Raw genomic sequence first — 19,919 nt, 5'->3', positions numbered from 1 at the left:
CCTATGGTACTACCTTCACCGGTGGGAGAGTCGGTCGCCGCCAACCTTTTTCTACCACGCCCCCTCGCGACCTTGTGCTGCGAGGGGGCGTCGTCGTTTCCAGCCCCCCCGCGCCCGGATGCCCCGACGGCCGGGCCCTTGCCCTGCTTGCCGGCCCGGGCACCCCGACGGCCGGACGCGGACGTGGGTCCGTGTGAACGAGTCCAGCCCGGGTGGTGTCGTAGAAAAAGCTTCTTTTGTGTTCGATTTGGAGATGATGAAGAACAAAAGCAGACTAGTTCGGATACAGCTAATACCAGATGTTTTTGCATAAAAAACCTCGCTTCATTCGAAGCGAGGTTTTTTATGCAAAAACAGAACTAAGGGCCTGCAATAACTTCCGTCATAGATTCGGGAGATAAGTAGCTTTGTGCAAGACGAAGAATCTCCTCTGAGGTGACTTCATTAATTTGGGTTAAGAAGTCAGAGTAATAGGATGGTGAGAGGTTAAGAAAGATAATATTCTTGTATTTGTCGCATTGCTCAAATACAGTACTGAGCTCATTGGCAAACTTGCCAGTCATGTAATTCTTGACTGTTTGGAGTTCGTCAGTAGGAACTGGGGTGTTCTGGAGACATGTCAGTTCCTTATATATTTCTTGGACAGCAGTTGAAGTTGAGGCAGCGTTAACATCTGTACCAATTACAAAATTGTTAGCATGTCCGCGTGAGCCAACGCTAGCATATATGCCATAAGTAAAGCCCTTATCCTCGCGAATATTCCTCATCAGGCGCGAGCCAAAATATCCGCCCAGAACTTTGACAAGCACTTGGAGCTTATGCGTATCCGCATGGCTAAGGTTGGGCCAAAGCCGTCCAATCCGTAGCGAAGACTGCATAGCATCCGTTACTGTGGTGTAGTTCTTAGCAGCTTCGGGTAAGACAGCCTCAGTTACTACTGCATATGGGGTATTTGGAACCTCACTAACGACATGACCCAGGTGCTGCGTCAGAAGTTGGATCTGCTCTTCACTTACATCACCACATAAGAAAATTTCGGCGGCAGATAATTGGTAGGATGATTGATGAAAAGCTTGAACTGCCTCCTGGCTTATCGACTGGAATTCCGTTTCATCAAACATTCGTCCATACGGATACCTAGCTCCATACAAAGTTTGAGAGAATTTTTCTGAGGCCAAATAGCTGGTCTTTTGCCGTTCGACCCGGATGTTCTGCACAGTCCGGGCTTTAAGCTGTGCTAGCTCTATACCTGGGAAAGTAGGATTCACAGTTACATCGGTTACTAAAGGCAGGAGCTTTTCTAAGTGTCGGGAAAGGCAATACAGAGTCAGTGTTGCTTGGTCGAACCCTTGTTCACACTCCAGGGAGGCTCCATAAAAAGCCACTTCATCGGCTATCTGACGGGCAGTACGAGTTGTAGTGCCTTCCAGCAGCATGCGGGCAGTAAGCAGAGAAATTCCGGAGGCTTGCTCATACCATTTGCCAGCGGGGAAAACCAGCTGCAGGCGAATGACGGGTTGAGTAGCATTATGGATAACGTGCACCCGCGCACCATTAGGTAGCGAAAACACGTCAGCCGCTGGTAGCGTTACGCTGGCCAGCGGCTGAACAGGAGGAGCGACTTGACGGTCGAGCATGGAAAGGAGTTAGTTGATGGGAGCGGAACCATCATCGGTTCCGAAGGCCTCTTCAGACTTATTAAAATTGAAGTGCAATGATATGCGAATAGTTTGGGCCAGCGGGTTTGCACGCTCATTTGGTACTAAGTACGTACCGTCGACGCCAAAAACCTGGTAACGCACGCCTAGACCAAAGCTTAGGTACTGCCGGTCTCCTTTGACGGGGTTTTCGTAAAAGTAGCCTACGCGGGCAGCCAACAGGTCATTATACCAATACTCCAGGCCGGCCGAGATATTGATTTCTTTTAACTCTTCGCTAAAGCCACCGGGCGCGTCGCTGAAGGAGCCAACAATCCCGCCAACGATGCCTTTAGCACGAATCTCTTCGTTTTTGGTTTGAATGGCTTTGCCAAATCCGGTTGTATCTCCTTCCATGTAGTAAGGAGTCGGTACTAGCAGTTTGCCAGCATCCACCGTTAAGGTGAGCTTGTTGTAAGCATCTAATTCGCGCGTGATAGCCGTGCCCAGCTTCAACGTAGTCGGTAGGAAATCGGCCTGCAGCGCGTTGGTATAGGTCATCTTATTACCAATATTGGTAATGGTGGCACCCAAAGCCAGATTGTAATCGCTAGGGCCAATGGTGAGGTCCTTGGTGTAGTAGGCGCCCAAATCGACAGCGGCGGCATTACCCGGACGGCCGCTAGCCGATTCGCCCGTCAGGTTGGACCGGATGTAACGAGCTGCAATGCCCACACCAAAGTTTTCACTCAGACGCTGACCATACGCAATGCTGATGGCGTATTCCTTGGGGTTGAAATCACCCAGTGACCGGTTGTCTTTGTCACGGAACGAAATGTTACCCAAATCGAAGTACATCAGCGAAGCCGAAATTGCGGAGCGCTGACCAATTTTGCTATAGCCCGACAGATAGGCTAAGCCCATATCGTCGGTGACATTGCGGAGCCAAGGAGAATAAGAAGGTGACACCCCGTATTTGTTGTTCACAAAGCCGAGTTTACCGGCGTTATGATACGATGTGTTGGCATCTGGCGAAATAGCGACTCCAGCTTCTCCAAGAGCTGCCGAGCGAGCATCCGGACTCAGAGTCAGGATAGGAACGGCCGTGGTAATCGTATTCGGTGAACTCTGAGCCTGAGCTGCAACTGACAGACCTACCAAGCCAGGAAGGAGTGCGAATCGCAAAGGCAGCTTCAACAATGTCATAAAGGAGAACAAGAAAAGCGAAAGAGAAACTAAAAAAGGCGAAGGATGCGGAAAGTTTAATTGAGAATAACCAGTTTCTCGAACTTGGAGGCGTTGTTTTGATGAAGCGCGCAACGGACACTTACCCGATAAACGTACACACCACGGGCTAGTTGGTCTTCGTACTCGTCGCGGCCGTTCCAGGTTAGACCTTCTGATTCACGGCCTACGTGCGGACTGCTACCTACGATGGTCGTGCGCAACGTACGAACTAAGCGCCCCGAAACGGTGAAGATCTGTACCTGCACATCCAAATCGTCATTGCCATGGTTGTGGTCGAACTGGAAGGTTGTCTTGGTTGAGAAGGGGTTAGGGTAGTTTAGAACATGGTCCAGAGCCAGCTTTTCCTGGTTGGCTGCAATAAACTCAATTTCCTGCTGAGCCGAGTTGTTAAAAGTGTCCCAGGCCTTCAGATGTAACACGTGCGGGCCCGTCGTTAGGTCTTTGAACAGGTACCGAACTTTTCCCGACTGAAAGTTATCAACGTCGGCTGAGTAAAAGTCATTGAGTACCGTCAGTTTTGCCGGGTCGTTGTCGAGCGTTGCCGTAATCTCGTGCCCAATGCCGGAGCCAGCCGTATTAATGCCGCTGTTATCGGAGAGGTGAGCCAGCAGGGTCGTGGTGGTATTGGTTAAGCCCCCAAACACAAACGATTCGCGGTCCATGAAGAGCTTGATGACCGGTGGAATGGTATCGAGGGGCGCTTTGGAGTCGGCGCCACCAACTGAGTTGGTGCGGTAGCCTTTGGCATCAACTACATGAATGGAATCCTTCGCGTAGAGTTGAATCTTGCCCAATCCAACGCTGTAGTTGATGTCTTTAGGGACTACGAAGCTGAGGTTAAAACGGCCATTGCGAACCGATGCCTGCCCATCATAAATGATGTTTTCCTGGACCGTGACGGGTAAGACAACATCATCGTACTCATTCTTGAGCGTGTTAACCACTGCTGGCTTTTCATACACGGTTACGTGGGCCTGCCCCGTGAAATTTGTATTAACTGCCTGGTTAACTTTTACGACTCCCGAAAGCCTGACTCTAGACAGGGCTTTCAGCGTGTCATTGGAAGTAGCTTGAATAAGCTTGCCATTGATAGAGTCGAGGGCTGCTACTTGCTTCGCTGCGGAAAGACGGGTGGTTGGGTCGCCGAGTAGCACGTAGTTGCGATTGCCGCTGCCGAATACGCTGCTATTCTTAGCGAACATCACCGATTCTCCGAGTCGGGGCAACTGGTCATCCACAGGCTTGAAAACGTGGCTGTAGAACCTGCTAGACAAAGCAAAGCTCAGGTGGGAGAAAGCTAGGCGGGTGGTGGTCAGCAAGCCGATGGCGCCCCCCTTAACATCAGTCAAGACCAGCTCACCGCCGGAATCTTCCTCGGGGTTGTCGTACGTGCCAAAGTCACAGGTGCCAGTAACCATGAAGGTCAGACGGTTCTCGTTTTGCAGAGCCAAAACCGACTGTTTGGTCAGGATCTGCTCGTCGGCCCATGCTTTGGGCCCCCCGTGGCCACTGTAGTGTACCAGCAACGAGCCCTGCTCAATGGATTCGTCAATAGCTTTGTTGCATTCAGGCGACCGTTGGCCTCCAGAAGCGATTAGCTGGGGGTATAAGTCGAGGTACACCTTGTGCACATTGTACTCAGGATGGTATACCGCAATGCTGTCCGCCTGCGGATCGGCCGAGTCGCTGATATGAATGGAGCCGTTGCCATCGTCGGCAACAAAAGTCATGCGGTTGCGCCAGTTGCCGAAGCTAATCGGGGCATCGTAACGGATCAGTTTATTGACTACCAATTCGGCTTGCGCATCGGAGCGGGGCTGGTCGCGGGGTGTTCTGATGGGCAGGCGGCCAATGGCAATATCCATGAGCTCGTTGCTGTTGTTCTCGTCCCACTCGCCTTCGTCGTCATCCAGCAGCCCGAAGTAGTCATCAGAGCAGAAAGTCACCCCTTTGCCCGCTGGGAAGGAAGAACCACGCGGATAGGTTAGGGCAAACGACTCGCGCGACTCGTAGGTGGGTACGAAGTTCTGCGCAATCTTGTCGGCATTGAGTGGGGAACGTTCTTTCCACCAGTCTGGTAGAAAGTTGGTGTCGTTGGCCTGGTCGGATTTAAAGTCGTAGGAGCCGTCGCCGAACAGGAGCAGGTAGTTGCGCTTACCGGTGGTGTTTCGGTCGTAGACCATCTTCATCATGTCCCGGATAGCCGTTACATCCTGTCCGCCCGAGCTGAACTCATTATAGACTTCAGTAGTCGTTACTACTTCCACCTTCAGGTTGTCGTGGCTGCGGCGGTGGCTGGCTAGCCGGTCGGCCTGGGCTTTGAAGAATGGGTGAGTGACAATAACCATATCCAGCATGCCGTCCAGGTTCAGGCGGGCGTGCAGGTTTTGGTTGCCTACTTTGTCGAATAAGCGCGGTGGCGTAGGAAAGTCGCTGCCAGTGAAGGCCACATACTCCCGAACACTATCGGTGAGTGCTACAAAGTTGCCGCTACTGTTCAGGCTCAGGGGGCGGGGGCGGCGGGGATTGGTAACATCCCACACGGCAGTAGCCGAACTCGCTCCCAGCAAAAACTCGCTAACGGGAGCTCCCGGCAGCGAGTTAAACTGCAGCAGGTTGCCATTCAGGCGCAGGCGGCGGGGTGCGTTTATTTCCAGGTAGTCCAGGTAGCCTTGGCCAGCCGGGTCGGAGGTGCTATTGAACGTCAGTCGAACGCGCAGATCGGCCGCCGGAGTGGCCGGAATAGGGTACGTAAAGGTTTGGAGGTCGGAGTTGGCAATTTCCGGATACCACTCGGGCGAGTTGCTGAAGCCCCGAATAGTTTGACCGGTGCCCAGTGCCGCGCCGTTTAGGGCTAGCTGAAAGCGGGTGTTAGTGCCATAAGCGGAGGCTCCTACTACCTGCGAGGTGAGCTGCAGCGTAGCGCCCGGCACCATATCCGGAACCGAGAAGGACACCTCACGCGAGGCCGTATTATTGCTAAAGCCCTCACCCAGCCACTGCCGGCCTGATTTGCCCAGATTGATAAGCTCCCGCTCATGAAATTGCCGGTCCAGAAACTGGCTAACCGTAGCCGAGGGCGTGCCGCTTACCGTGCGCGGAGCCCCAACCCGCATGCCCGGCGTGGAGCCTACCGTCACGAAGTAATAAGCAGTGTCGGCATACACATTAAGCGTGTGCCGAAAGCGGGGCGTGGGGCTGTTGGGGTCAAACTCCCAGGTATGAGGACCACGGGCATAAAAAAGAACGTAGTCGGCATCGTCGAAGCTGTTGTCGCTTTCACCGGCCACGAAAATGGCGTTTTCTGCTAAGTCGTCGGGACGGTAGCTTCTATTGGCCTGGGGCAGGGTGCCCATGGCATTGCCATAAATCTTAAGCCGACGCGGGTCGATGCCCTGCATGTCGATACCAAGCTTCTGCAAAGCCTGCTTATCAAGCTTGTAAATACCACTGGTCGCTACTCCGATTTTCGACCATTTGCCCTGGCTTAATACCGAGGCTTTGGCGTAGGTGCGGGCTTGGGTTCGGTTTTGCTCGTTGCTCAAAGAGTATACGTACTCAAATGAGAGCAGCTTTTCTGCCTGGCCCGTCTGAGCATTGCGACGAACCGCCTGAATCAGGGCAATGGTAACCGGCTGGCGCCGCTCAATACCGGTTGTGAGGCGGACATCCGCGGTGGTGGGCAGCTTGCTGGCGTCAAACAGGTTGGCGTCGGCAGCAGAAAAGGGAGCGTATACTGCATTGCGGACCTGTCCGTCACTGACCCGGCCCATAATACGCACCTGATAGTTGGGGTTTTGCTCGCCGAGGCGAAACGTGCCCCCTCCAAAGATGGGTACTTTCCGCAGCTGGCCGGTTTGATTGGCCGCCTGGGCATATCCCTGCCACGTGAGTTGCCCCCGAACTACCCGCTCGGCATTCTGCGCCCTGGTCGGAGAAACCACGCCAAGCAGAGTGAACAAGAAGGCAACCAGAAAAGTAAAATAGCGCATAGAAGTCGGTCCAGGACAACAGGTAGGGCAGAATCAGGGATGAGCTTGCAACACGCTCGTCTCAAAAGCAGTTCATAGCACTATCAGCTACTTAAACTGCTCAAAAAGACAAATATTGTGGGGGCGCTATCCAAAATATTAGCCGTAGGCCGGGCGTATTACAGACAAGAGTACATACAACAAAACAACCAGCGGAATGGCTGTTGCCTGCAGCAAAATTAACAGGGGTAGCGCCAGAAGTAAGAAGATGAAACGCAAGGAGTTATCCTGCCAAGTGAGGTTCTTGAACTTCAGGGCAAACAGCGGTATTTCAGCCACCAGCAAGCCCGACAGTAGAACGGTAAGACCCAGCAGGACCCAAGGGTTGAGAATGATAGAAGTCAGGCCGAAGGTGTCGTGAGCCAGAATCAGGGGCAGGGAGGCCACAACCAGCGTACAAGCTGGGGTGGGTAGGCCGATAAAGGAGGACGTCTGCCGGGTATCATTGTTGAACTTAGCCAGGCGTAGCGCAGAGAATACCGTGACGATAAAACCCGCGTAGGGTAGCCACTCGGGTAGGCCGCCGCTCTTGCTGAGCAGGTGAAACAGCATAGCCCCGGGCACTACCCCGAACGAAACCATATCAGCCAGAGAATCCAGGTCTTTGCCGATAGGGGAGGAGGCATGCAGGGCCCGGGCCAACAGGCCATCCGCAAAATCAAAGGCCGCGGCCAGGCCTACCAGGTAAGCGGCGGTTTCGAGGTGGCCGGCAAAAATATTACACAGCGCCAGGCAGCCCGCAAACAGATTGAGGCAGGTAACCGCGTTGGGAAGGTGGTTTTTCATGAAGGAAAAAGACAAACGAACTTAGCGCAAAAACGGATTGGACTGTCGCTCAGCGCCAATGGTAGTAGCCGGGCCGTGGCCGGGGTACACGGTCACCGTGTCAGGCAGCGTCAGAAGCTGCGTGCGGATACTGGAAAGCAGGGTATTGTAGTCGCCGCCCGGCAGGTCGGTACGGCCGATACTGCCCTGGAACAGCACGTCGCCCCCGATGACTACCTCCGTCGGGGCATGGTAAAAGACCACGTGGCCCGGGGCGTGGCCGGGGGCGAAACGCACTTCCAGCTCGGTGTCACCAAACGTAAGAGGGGTGCCCGGGGTCAGAAAGCCGGTAGGCTCGGCGGGGTGGTACTGGGCAAAACCGTAGCTCGGGGCGTAGGTGGGCACGGCCCGCAGCGTGGCCAGGTCAGCTTCGTGGATTAGGAACGGTACCTGATAGGTGTCCTGAATAAACTTATTGCCGAAAACATGGTCGATATGGCAGTGCGTGTTGAGTAGTAGCACTACCTGCAAGCCCTGCGCTTCGATAAAGGCCCGCAAGGCCTGCTGCTCGGCCTTGTCGTAGCAGCCCGGGTCGACGACTACGCATTGCCCGGTGGCATCGTGAAGCAGGTAGGTGTTTTCGGAAAAAGCGTTAAACGTAAAACCAGAAACGGTCATGCAGCTTATAGAATAAGGCTGGCCACGGGCCAGATGGATTGGGGAGGTAAGTTACGAGTCTTACCGTGAACATGCACAGCCTGGGCCAGCCAGTGGCCCGGCGGCGCTGGGTTCGTTGTTTTACCTGGCCTACCCGGGCCCTAGTGTTTTCCGCTTACCTTGTCGGTCATGACAGCTTACGATTACCTGATTATCGGCCACGGCATTGCCGGGGCCACCTTGTCTTATGAGTTGCGTCGTCGCGGCAAAGCCGTGCTGGTACTGGATGCTTACAAGCCCGACTCGGCTTCGAACGTAGCGGCGGGCCTGATGAACCCCGTGGCCGGGCAGCGCTTTGCCCTCACCTGGCGGGCCGACGAGCTGCTAACGGCGGCTGGGGCTTTCTACCAAGAACTAGAGGCCCGCTTTGGCCAGCAGTTCTTTTTTGAGGTTCCCATCCTAAAGCTGTTGTCGTCGGTGGCCGAGCAAAACGCCCTGCTGGCCCGTAGTGCCGATAACCCTTGGGGAGATTTTGTGGAAAGCATTGACCTGGCTCCCGCGGCAAAAGCGGGTCTGAAGCAGGAGTTTGGCGGTATTACCATTCGCCGCGGCGGCTACGTGGCCCTGCGCGAGCTGTTAACGGCCCTAGCCGAGGATGGACTGCAAAATGGGTGGCTGCGGCGCGAAACTTTTGACCCAGGCCTCCTTGTTGTCGGCCCAAGTGGCGTTGCGTACGGGGAGCAGGTGCGCGCCACGCACCTGGTCTTTTGCGAGGGCAGCAGTGCCACGCAAAATCCGTATTTTAACTGGCTGCCGCTGCGGCCCAACCAGGGCGAGGTGCTCGATGTAGAGTGCCCCGGCCTGTCGGAGGCGCAGGTGCTCAACAAAGGGGCCTACGTGGTGCCGCTGGGGCAGCAACGGTTTCGGGTGGGCGCCACGTATCGGCGGCCGCCTTTTACGGATTCTATTACCGAGCAGGCCCGGCAGGAGCTTAGCCACAAGCTGAGCGGCATGACGGATCAGCCGTTTGTGGTTCAGGGCCAGCGCATGGGGCTGCGGCCGGCAGTGCTCGACCGAAAACCACTCGTCGGTACGCATCCGGCCCTGCCGGTTGTGAGTATATGTAACGGCTTCGGCTCCAAAGGAGTAATGATTGCTCCGCGGCTGGCCGCCCATTTTGCCGATGTGCTGGAAGGCACAGCGGAATTATGGCCCGAAGTCAATATCGAGCGGTATTCTGCGTTATACTTAGCTAGCCTTTCCGAGGCTGGCTTTTCTTCTTGATTTCTCCGCTTTTCGCCTTCTCTATGAAGCACGTATCCTTACTCATGGCGTTATCGGCAGCCTTGGTGTTGTCGGCGGGAGGTGCAGCCCAGGCCCAGACGGCGCAGGAACCCTTTGGGCGGGTCCGTATTCAGTATAAGGACTTTAACTGGCAGCAGCTCAGCACCCAAAACTTTAATATCTATTTTTACGCGGGTGGGGAAGTAGCGGCCCGGCGCGCGGCGGAGTATGCCGAGAAAGAATTGCAGCGCATTACCTCGCTGGTGGGGTATTATCCGTACTCCAAAACCACTATTATGCTCTACAACTCCGTGGGCGACCTGCGGCAGAGCAACGTGGGCCTCGACACGGACAAGTACCAGACGGGGGGCGAAACCTCCTTGCTGCGCATGAGCAAGGTGCAGCTCGCCTTTCAGGGCCAGCAGACCCTGTTCAAGCGCGACTTGAGCTACCAGATTACCCGGGTGCTGCTCAACGACATGATGTATGGGGGCAGCCTGAAGGAAGTAATTCAGAGCAGCTACCTGCTGCAGCTGCCCGACTGGTTTGTGGCGGGGGCGGCGGCCTATGCCTCCGAAGGCTGGAGTGTGAGCATGGACGACTACATGCGCGACATGACGCAGAAGGTGGAGTCCAACAAGCCGGCCCAGTTCTTCGTGCGCAACCCCGAGCTGGCCGGTCAAAGCATCTGGAACTACATTGCCGAACGCTACGGCTACACCACGATTCAGAACATTCTGAACCTGACGCGCATCACCCGCGACGTGGAAGTGGGCATCAGTAGCTCGCTGAACGTTCCTTATAAAGTATTCCTGAAGGACTGGCTGGCCTATTACCGGCAGCTGAACGCCCAGCCGCAAACGGCTTTTGTATTGCCCGAAGAAGCCCGGCAGCTGAACAGCAACAACCGCAAGGGAATCCTGTACTCCCAATCGGTACTGAGCCCCAACGGGCAGCGCCTGGCTTACGTGTCCAACGAACGGGGCCGCTACCGGGTAATGGTGGTGAATAAGGACGGCTCGGGCCGCCATGCCATTTACCGCGGCGGCTACAAAACCCCGGACCAACAGGTCGAAACCCGCCTACCGGTACTGGCCTGGCGCAACAACGGCCAGATAGCCGTGGCGGGCGAAGCCAAGGGCAACATGAACCTAAGCTTGGTGTCGGCCGATGCCGGCCCGACCAACTTCGTGTTCCGCTTCGTGGATGCCGTTTTTGGCCGCAACTCCTCGTCCATTTTCAGACCTTTCTCCCAGGTGCTGGATTTGAGCTATTCGCCCGATGGCAAATCGTTGGTGTTTAGCGGGGTACGCAACGGTCAGAACGACCTGTACGTACTCCGGGCCGGCAGCAAAACTCCGGAAAAGCTGACTAATGACGTATTTGATGACGTGCAGCCCGTGTTTTTGCCCAATGGTAGCGGCATCGTCTTCAGCTCGAACCGCTGGCTGGATTCGGCCGGCACGGCCAAAGGCTCCTTTGGCAACGTGGTGAATAACTACGACCTGTTTCTCTACCACCTCGACGGGCGCGCCCAGCCAGTAGAAACCCTGGTTAGCACCATTTCCAACGAAGGCCGCCCCCGGGCTGTTTCCGACGACGAAATCTTCTTCCTGGGCGAAGAAAGCGGGGTGAGCAGCATCTACCGCTACTCGTTCAAAACCAAGCAGCACGTTCCCGTCAGCAGCTTCCAGGCCGATCTGGAAAACTTCGACTACAACCCCGCCACCGGAGCGTTAGGCTTTATTGCTGCCGACAAGGCCCGCGACTTTGTCTACCTGTATCCTTCGTACGCCCTGCCGGAAAACCTGGTTCTTGCCAAGACGGCACGCCAGGAAACCCTGGAGGACCGTTCGCGCGTGCCGCAGCGGGCGGCCACCCAACCGGCTAAATCCGTGGCTGTAGAAACCCCGGACGCGGCCCCCGCGCAGGAAGGCGCACCCCGCAAGACGGACGAGCAGATCAATACCAGCGACTATCAGTTCGAGGAAGACGTGCCCAGCCGGGCCAATGCGCCGCGCCGCAAGCGGACGGATGTAGCCGCGCTGCCCACGGCTCCGCCGGCCGATGCTTTTGCCGTTGTGGGGCCCTATAAGTACGACAAGCGCTTCAGCATCGACAACGTGGTGTCGTCGCTCTATGCCGATCCGCTGCTGGGCCTGGGCTTGATTGGGCAGGCCAACATGTCGGACCTGTTTGAGGATCACCGCATCCGGGCGGGCATCTTCGCCCTGACGGACCTGCGTACCAGCAACATCTCGGCTGAGTACACCAACTTGCGCAAGCGCTACGACTGGAGCATCGGCTACCAGAAGCAGGCGTACTTCTTCGATTCAGAAAACCAGCGCATGCGCTTCGGGCGCCACGAGGTGTCGCCCACCATTGCCTATCCGCTTACCAATAACCTGAGCGTGCGGGGCGGCCCCCGGTTCGTGAACGTAAGCCGGACGGTCATCACCCAGTTTACTACCGACGACGACCTGAGCCGCAACTACATTGGGTTTAGCGGGGAACTGGTGTTTGATAACTCCATTACCACCGGCGTGAATATGAGAGAGGGCACCCGCATGAAGGTTGGTCTGCTCAAGCTAAACGGGGTAGAAGATGGAAAACAGGATTTCGGAAAAATCTATGTTGATCTGCGGCACTACCAGAAAATCCACCGGCAGATTGTCTGGGCCAACCGGGCCAGCTTCGGCTCCTTCTTTGGCCCCGCCGTCCAGACGTTCCGCCTGGGGGGAATGGACAACTGGCTGCTGAATGCCCGCTACGATGATGCCCGCCTGACTCCGCAAACGCCGACGCTGAGTGACCCCACGCAGGTATTCTACCAACAGTTTGTGACCAACCTGCGCGGCTTTAACTATAGCAAACGGAACGGTCCGCGCTACGTGCTCTTCAACTCCGAGCTGCGCGTGCCCATTGTACAGTACTTGTCGCGCAAGCCGATTTACTCGGGCTTCTTCCGCAACCTGCAGCTGACGGCCTTCGGCGACGCGGGCTCGGCCTACTCAGGGTCCAACCCTTTCAACGAGAACAACTCCTTTAACACTCAGATCAAGGGCGGGGCGGGCAACTCGTTTACGGCTACTGTCGTCAACTTCCGCAACCCGCTGCTGGTGGGCTACGGTTTCGGTATGCGCACAACCCTGCTGGGCTTCTATGGCAAGGCCGACATGGCCTGGGGCCAGGAAGACTACGTGCAGAAAGGACCTAAATTCTACTTTACGCTGGGCTACGACTTCTAGTCGCCGGGCCTAGGTGCGTAAGTAATACGAATCAGCGTACGAGAGTCATCGGGGCCGCCCGGTGGCTCTCTTGCTGTTTTAGCGCTATCTTCCTGCCCGGGCATACCCGCTATTGACCACTGTTTTACTACGCATTTCTATGCAAAAAACCTTACTCGTATTCTTCCTGGTACTGGCCAGTTGGCTGCAAGCAGCAGCCCAGTACCGCACGCCCGGCACCGGGGTGCGCTGGACTCTGACCCAACTGCAGGCTGCGGCCGGCAGCTACGTAACCAGCGTGGGCGGGGCAGTGCAGATAAACGACACCATCCGGCTGTCGGCCCGCGATACGCTGGAAATTCGCACCAACGCCACTATCCGCATGGCCTCCCTGGCGTTGCTCTACGTGGACGGGGTACTGCTCATCAACCCCCGGGATTCCGTGAAGATTACGGCGGTGAATCCGGCTGCACCGTTTCACAGCATCTCGTTTTCCAGTACCAGTACCGGCTCGGAGTTGCGCAAAACGGTGATTGAATACGGTGGCGGCATCAAGACCGTGGATATGAGCCTGCTGCTGGACAGCTGCGTGGTGCGCTATCAGGTGGCGGCTATTGGCAACCGGGCTACCAACAGCGGGGCCATCAATATTTCGGGCGGTGAGTCGCGCATTACCAACTGCCGCATTTACGGCAATGCCCGCTCCGGCATCCTGAGCCCTTCTAACCGACCTACGACAGTTATTATCCGCAACAACGTCCTGGTGGCCAACAGTATCGAGAATGGCAACTGGCCCCAAATCAACCTGGGCGTGGGCGGGGCGACGCCCACACTTATTCAGGGCAACTTGGTGGTGGGCCGCTACCCGATGGCGGGCGGTATCAGCGTTTCCAACCTGCTCGGCGCCAGTGCCCTGACCCAGGTGCAGATTCGGCGCAATATTGTGCGCAGCAACCGCTACGGCATTGCCATTGTGGGCAGCAATATCAACAGCTACATCACCCAAAACGTCGTTACGGACAACAACATCAACCCCAACGCCCTGACCGGAGGGAGCGGGCTGAACTTCAACGGTACCCAAACCCAGACCGGCGTTGTATCGCGCAATATCGTGCGGGGCAACCTCTACGGCGTGACGATGCAACGGTCGGCGGCCAACACCCCAGCGCCGCGTATAAGCTTTGGCAACCTAAGCAGCGCCGACTCTACCGATGTGGGCCGCAACGTGCTGGCTGGTAATGGTAATACGGGCCAGGTGTACGACTTCTACAACAATACGCCCGAGAGCTTCTCTGCCCAAAACAATAACTGGGAGGCGTTCAGCGTGAGTGAAATCGAAGCCCATATTTTCCACAAGCCGGACAATGCGGCCCTGGGCTCGGTGACTTACTCACCCTTTCTCGGTATGATATTGGCCGCCCGGCCGGCGCAGCCAGTGCTGCAAGCGGTCCTGTACCCAAATCCGGCTACTACCTCGCTCACCGTCGAGCTGGGCAACTCCCAGGCCCCGGTCGAGTTGCGCGTACTGGACCTGACGGGCCGGGAAGTGGCCAAGTACCAGAGCAAGCCCGTAAATGGCCGGCTGGTATGCGCTATCCAGAGCTTGCCCAATGGCCTCTATACCTACCGCCTGACCCAGGAAAGTGCTACGGCTACCGGTAAGTTTGTAGTAGCCAAGTAAGATCCTAGGCTGCCACAAAAAAGCCTTCTGCCCCGCGTAGAAGGCTTTTTTGTGCGCTAGCAGCAGGCCTAACTGAGTGCCCGGTCCCGAATAATGAACTTAGGTGAGGCCTATCCCAAGCTTGGGTTGTATCTTTGCGGCCCCGTTCACCAGCCGCTGTACCGTGTTGCTCCTCCGCGAGATTTGGTATTTGATTCAGAAGGACTTCCGCTTGGAATGGCGGCAGCGCGCAGCCCTGAGCGGCATGCTGCTCTACGTGGGCAGCACCGTCTTTGTATGCTATCTGAGTTTTGCCCTGCGCGGTGGGGAGCTGCCCGTACCCGCCTGGAATGCCTTGTTTTGGATTATCCTGCTGTTTACGGCCGTGAATGCCGTGGCAAAAGGATTTTTGCAGGAAAGCCGGGGGCGGCTGCTCTACTACTACACCCTGGTACAGCCCCAGGCCGTCATCATGGCCAAAATTCTCTACAACGCCCTGCTGCTGCTGGGGCTGGCGCTGGCGGGCTTTGGCCTCTACGCGGTAGTGCTCGGCAACCCGGTGCAAAACATGCCGCTGTTTTTGGCCAATGTGGTGCTGGGCGCCATGGGGTTTGCTTCAACGCTGACCCTGGTATCGGGCATAGCGGCCAAGGCTACCAATAGTAGCACCCTGATGGCCGTACTGGGCTTTCCGCTGATGGTACCTATGCTGCTGCTGCTCATCAAAGTGTCGAAGAATGCCCTCGACGGGCTGGAGTTTGACGCCAGCCGCAGTTCCCTACTGACGCTGGTGGCGCTCAATCTGATTGTCGGAGCCGTGTCTTACCTGTTGTTTCCCTTCTTATGGCGGAGCTAATGCACCAGGCAAAACTTCCGGAGCGGAATGTGACAAACCAGCTGGCTCGGCTGTTATTCTCCTGCGTTGCGCCGGCACGTCTGGCGCCGCTTACTTCTTGCTGCTCATGAAAAACAACTGGTGGAAAGCCCTGGCAGCGGTGCTGCTGCTCTATACCGCCGTGGCCGGCCTGCTGGTGCCGGTGCCGCGCCTGGCTATTCTAAACGAAACCATCCGCAACCTGTACTTCCACGTGCCGATGTGGTTCGGCATGACCTTCATCCTGATTGCCTCGGTTATCTACTCGGTGCGCTACCTGCGCAACCCCTCGACCGAGCTGGACATTCGCTCCCACGAAGCGGCCCGTACCGGTATTCTGATGGGAGTGGTGGGGCTGGCCACGGGCAGCATCTGGGCCAAATATACCTGGGGCACTTGGTGGACCAACGACCCCAAGCTCAACGGCGCGGCCATTGCCATGCTGATTTACGGGGCGTATCTGGTATTGCGCTCCTCCTTTACCGACGAGCAGCAGCGGGCCCGCATTTCGGCCATCTACAACATTTTTGCCTTTGCCACGGCCATGCCGCTGTTCTACATTCTGCCCCGCCTGACGGACTCGCTCCACCCCGGTGCGGGCGGCAACCCGGCCTTTGCCAAGTACGACCTCGACGACAACATGCGTCTGGTTTTTTACCCTGCCGTCATTGGCTGGACCCTGCTGGCTTTCTGGCTGGCCCAGGTGGCTAGCCGCATTGCTCTGCTCAAACAAAAAGTATATGAAAAACAGCTTGCCTAAGCTCCGCGCCGCCTTGTTGCTGCTGGCGGCCCTGCTGCTGCCCGTGCTCCACGCCACCGCCCAGGCGGCCGCCGACTCGCCCGAAATGGCGGATACGCTGCGCCAGAACGGCAAAATCTATGTGGTGGTAGCCGTCATTACGGTAGTGCTGGCCGGTCTGCTGGCTTTCCTCGTGTCGCTCGACCGTAAAGTAGGGCGCCTGGAGCGGGAGCTCAAAGACCAGTAAAAGAAAAAGCCAATTTGGTAGCCTGATGTTAAGCAGGGTATTAATTGATAAATGAATTCCGGCCCGACGGATTTTTCGGGGACCTTTGGTTGTTCAGTAAAGCCGGCTCACCAGTCCGGCGCTGTTGAAGCATCATGAAAAAATCTCATATTCTCGCTATTGCGGTTATTGCCGTGGCTATCGGCATCATCATGAGCACTGTGGGCGACGCCAGCGTGTACGTGTCCTTCCGCGAGGCCCGGGAGCGGGCCGCGGATGGTAACCTAACCAAGGTACACGTAGTGGGGCGCCTGCCGCGCGACGGCCAGAAGAATATTCTGGGCCTGGAATACAACCCGACCCTGGATCCGAACTACTTCGCCTTCACGCTGGTCGATACCAACCGGATTGCCCAGCGGGTGATTTACTTCAATCCCAAACCCCAGGACTTCGATAAGTCGGAGCAGGTGGTTATTACTGGGGCCATGCGCAACGACGTGTTTGTGGCCGACAAGATTTTGCTGAAATGCCCTTCCAAGTACGTGGAGAAGGACATCAAAGGCGCTACGGCGTCGCGCTAAGCGGAAGCTGAGCGGGAGGGCCTGGGAACGTTTCCTGGCCTTGCTGGTTTCTCACCATCTGCCATACCCTTACCTAATACCAAGCTCATGCTTAATACCTTCATCGGCGACCTGGGGCATCTGAGTGTTATCGTGGCGTTTGTGGCCGCCACGGTAGCGGCGTACTCCTACTTTATGGCGGCCCGCAACCAGCCGCTCGGGGAAACCGATGCGTCGTGGCTGCGCATTGCGCGGGGCTCGTTCTTGCTGCATAGCGTGGCGGTGGTGTCTATCATTTCCTGCCTGTTTACCATCATTTACACCCACCGGTACGAGTACTACTACGCTTGGAGCCACTCCAGCAACCACTTGCCGGTGTATTACATGATTTCCTGCTTCTGGGAAGGGCAGGAGGGGTCTTTCCTGCTCTGGATTTTCTGGCACGTGTGCCTGGGCCTGGCCATTATGCGCTTCCACCGCAAGTGGGAAGCGCCGGTAATGGCCGTATTTGCCTTCGTGCAGCTTTTTCTGACCTCGATGATCCTGGGAGTAGTCGTGCTGGACATGAAGCTGGGTTCTTCGCCTTTTATTCTGCTGCGCGACTTCCTGGTGGATCTGCCGGTGTTTAAGATGAACCCCAACTTTATTCCCAAGGATGGTACGGGCCTCAACCCCTTGCTGCAGAACTACTGGATGGTGATTCACCCGCCCACGCTGTTCCTGGGCTTTGCCCTGACGCTGGTGCCGTTTGCCTTTGCCATTGCCGGCCTTTGGAAGGGTGAGTTGATCAAGTGGGTTAAGCCTTCCTTGCCCTGGGCGCTGCTCGGTGGCCTGGTGCTGGGCGTGGGCACGATGATGGGCGCCTACTGGGCCTACGAAACGCTGAACTTCGGGGGCTACTGGAACTGGGACCCGGTAGAAAACGCCGTCTATATTCCCTGGCTGGTGCTGGTGGCCGCTATTCACGGCATGGTGCTGTGGCAGCGTAGCCGCACGGCCCTGCGTACGTCCTTCGTGCTGGTTATTGCCTCCTTCCTACTGATTCTCTACGCCACCTTCCTGACGCGCAGCGGCGTGCTGGGCAATGCCTCGGTGCACTCCTTCACCGACCTGGGCCTGTCGGGCCAGCTGCTGATCTACCTGTTAGCCTTCGTGGTGCTGGCTATTAGCCTGCTGGTGTGGCGCTGGAAGTCGATTCCGGTTTCGGAGAAGGAGCTGACCACTTACAACCCCGAACTGTGGGTGTTTGTGGGCGCTACGGTGCTGTGCCTGGGTGCTTTCCAGGTGCTGTTTACCACTAGCATTCCGGTGTATAACGCCTTCCTGGGTTTCCTGGGCATCAAGTCGAACCTGGCGCTGCCCGCCGACCAGATTGCGCACTACACCAAGATTCAGCTCTGGATGGGGGTGCTGGTTGCCTTCCTGACGGGCTTGGCCCAAATCATGTGGTGGCAGAAAAACGACAAAGAGACGCTGGTTAACTCCCTAGCGGTACCCGGCATCATCACGCTGCTCAGCGCGGCGCTGGTAATTCTGCTGGTGCGCTACAATCAACTGCCCCAGATGAGCCCGGCCTATATCGTGCTGCTCACTACGGCTTTGTTTGGCGTGCTGGCCAACCTAGGCGTGGTCTTCACGCTGCTGAAGCGCCGGGTGTCCTTGTCGGGGGGCGGGGTTGCCCACATCGGTATTTCGCTGATGCTGCTCGGTATCCTCGCGTCGGCGGGTTATTCCAATATTATTTCGAAAAACGTGTCGGGTATGGTGTACTCCAAGGAGTTTCCCGAAGACCTGAACCGTGACAACGTCCTGCTGTGGCGCAACGAGTCGGCCCCGATGGGTGGCTACGACATCAGCTACACCGGTCAGTTCTACGACGTGCCCGGCGTGCCCGGCTACGTGAACAAGGAGCTGCTCTTCCGCACCGACGATGAGTACAAAGCCCTAGCCCGCGCCGACATTAAGGCGGAAGGCAAGGTATACTACAAGGCTGGCGACACGGTAGAAATTCTACCCGAAAACACCTATTACCGCGTCGACTACAAAGAGAAAAAGTCGGGGAATACGTTCACGCTCTACCCCCGGGCGCAGGTAAATGAGGAAATGGGTGGCCTGCTGGCCTCGCCGGATATCAAGCGTTTCGCCAGCCACGACATCTACTCTCACATCAGCTCCGTGCCCGACCCCAGCAAAGAAAAAGACTGGAGCGAGGTGAAAGAGCACGTGCTGGCCGTCGGCGACACGATTTATCTGAACGACTATTTCGCCGTGTTCCGGGGCGTAGAGCCGGCTCACGAAACGGCTGGCCTGGGGCTGCAGAAAGGCGACTTGGCCATTCAGGGCGACTTCCTGGTGTACGGTGAGAAAAAGCAGTACCATGTACACCCCATGTTTGTGGTGCGCAACAACCAGGTGGGCCGCGTTTCGGATGAGGTAGAAGACCTGGGCCTGCGTCTGATCTTTATCAACGTCGACCCGACCAAGCAGAAGTTTACCTTCGGTGTGAGCACCACCCAAAAGGACTATATCATTCTGAAAGCCATGGAAAAGCCCTTCATCAACCTGCTCTGGAGCGGAACGTTGCTGATGGCGCTGGGCTTCGGTATGGCCTTGGTAAAGCGGCGGCGCGAAGCACGGGTAGCCGAGGTGAAAACACCAGCTGCTCCCGAAGTAAAAGTTCGGCGGGCTAAACCCCAGGCCGCCTAGAAAGCTGCTTAAGTAAATAACTGAAAAGCCCCCGCTATTACCTAGCGGGGGCTTTTTTACGTACTCAGTCCTGTCAATTGTCAACAAGCCGGAGCGCGCCAGAGCAGGAGGACCAGCCGAAGGGTGGTATAAGGAAAAGGTTATGAATTCGGCTGCAAGTCGACCGATCTACTACCTAGACGTCCCACAACCCATAATACCTCTGGCCACTACCACTTGCAATCAGTAGTGGTTGGGATAATGCACACCAGGGCGGTAGCAGACAACAAAAAAGGGCAGCCAAGTGGCTGCCCTTTTTGAAACTA

13 protein-coding genes are annotated in these 19,919 nt (G+C 56.5%); 8 read left to right on the top strand and 5 right to left on the bottom strand.

Annotation, left to right across the window (positions count from 1 at the left end; all coding sequences use genetic code 11):
- Positions 1-359: 359 nt before the first annotated feature.
- The 5 genes from E5K02_RS24495 to E5K02_RS24475 all read right to left on the bottom strand — a co-directional run bounded on the left by E5K02_RS24495 (position 360) and on the right by E5K02_RS24475 (position 8,359).
- Positions 360-1,637, bottom strand: coding sequence for a M16 family metallopeptidase (locus E5K02_RS24495; protein ID WP_135399033.1), 1,278 nt, complete (start codon positions 1,635-1,637; stop codon positions 360-362).
- Positions 1,638-1,646: 9 nt separating this feature from the next.
- Entirely contained in the window at positions 1,647-2,843 is a 1,197-nt protein-coding gene (gene porV / locus E5K02_RS24490) for a type IX secretion system outer membrane channel protein PorV (RefSeq protein WP_135399031.1), read from the bottom strand.
- Positions 2,844-2,899: 56 nt separating this feature from the next.
- Positions 2,900-6,877: a type IX secretion system sortase PorU gene (gene porU / locus E5K02_RS24485; RefSeq protein ID WP_135399029.1), complete on the bottom strand. Its 3,978-nt coding sequence runs from the start codon at positions 6,875-6,877 to the stop codon at positions 2,900-2,902.
- 138 nt (positions 6,878-7,015) lie between these two features.
- Positions 7,016-7,702: a CDP-alcohol phosphatidyltransferase family protein gene (locus tag E5K02_RS24480; protein WP_135399027.1), complete on the bottom strand. Its 687-nt coding sequence runs from the start codon at positions 7,700-7,702 to the stop codon at positions 7,016-7,018.
- 21 nt (positions 7,703-7,723) lie between these two features.
- Positions 7,724-8,359 (bottom strand): MBL fold metallo-hydrolase, encoded by a 636-nt coding sequence (locus tag E5K02_RS24475; protein WP_135399026.1) that lies wholly within the window; start codon positions 8,357-8,359, stop codon positions 7,724-7,726.
- Positions 8,360-8,527: 168 nt separating this feature from the next.
- On the opposite strand from E5K02_RS24475, the gene E5K02_RS24470 reads away from it, so the two are divergent.
- From E5K02_RS24470 to ccsA, 8 genes are all read left to right on the top strand, one after another.
- Entirely contained in the window at positions 8,528-9,622 is a 1,095-nt protein-coding gene (locus E5K02_RS24470; protein ID WP_135399024.1) for an NAD(P)/FAD-dependent oxidoreductase, read from the top strand.
- Positions 9,623-9,645: 23 nt separating this feature from the next.
- Entirely contained in the window at positions 9,646-12,870 is a 3,225-nt protein-coding gene (locus E5K02_RS24465) for a hypothetical protein (protein ID WP_240737438.1), read from the top strand.
- Between the two features lie 139 nt (positions 12,871-13,009).
- Positions 13,010-14,530 (top strand): T9SS type A sorting domain-containing protein, encoded by a 1,521-nt coding sequence (locus tag E5K02_RS24460; protein WP_135399022.1) that lies wholly within the window; start codon positions 13,010-13,012, stop codon positions 14,528-14,530.
- A 166-nt stretch (positions 14,531-14,696) separates the two neighbouring features.
- A complete protein-coding gene (locus tag E5K02_RS24455; protein WP_394346429.1) occupies positions 14,697-15,365 on the top strand; it encodes a heme exporter protein CcmB in 669 nt (222 codons plus the stop codon).
- Between the two features lie 106 nt (positions 15,366-15,471).
- Positions 15,472-16,143: a cytochrome c biogenesis protein gene (locus E5K02_RS24450; RefSeq protein ID WP_135399020.1), complete on the top strand. Its 672-nt coding sequence runs from the start codon at positions 15,472-15,474 to the stop codon at positions 16,141-16,143.
- A complete protein-coding gene (locus E5K02_RS24445) occupies positions 16,124-16,369 on the top strand; it encodes a CcmD family protein (protein WP_206026013.1) in 246 nt (81 codons plus the stop codon). The genes E5K02_RS24450 and E5K02_RS24445 overlap by 20 nt, the downstream gene beginning before the upstream one ends.
- Positions 16,370-16,503: 134 nt before the next feature.
- A complete protein-coding gene (locus E5K02_RS24440) occupies positions 16,504-16,929 on the top strand; it encodes a cytochrome c maturation protein CcmE domain-containing protein (RefSeq protein WP_135399018.1) in 426 nt (141 codons plus the stop codon).
- An 87-nt stretch (positions 16,930-17,016) separates the two neighbouring features.
- Positions 17,017-19,614 carry a cytochrome c biogenesis protein CcsA gene (gene ccsA, locus E5K02_RS24435; protein WP_135399016.1) on the top strand — a complete coding sequence of 866 codons (2,598 nt, stop codon included), beginning with the start codon at positions 17,017-17,019 and terminating at the stop codon, positions 19,612-19,614.
- Positions 19,615-19,919 lie beyond the last annotated feature (305 nt).

Source organism: Hymenobacter metallicola, assembly GCF_004745645.1.
Lineage (GTDB): Bacteria > Bacteroidota > Bacteroidia > Cytophagales > Hymenobacteraceae > Hymenobacter > Hymenobacter metallicola.
The sequence above is the reverse complement of the archived record's forward strand: the minus strand, read 5'-3'. Positions and strand labels throughout refer to the sequence as shown.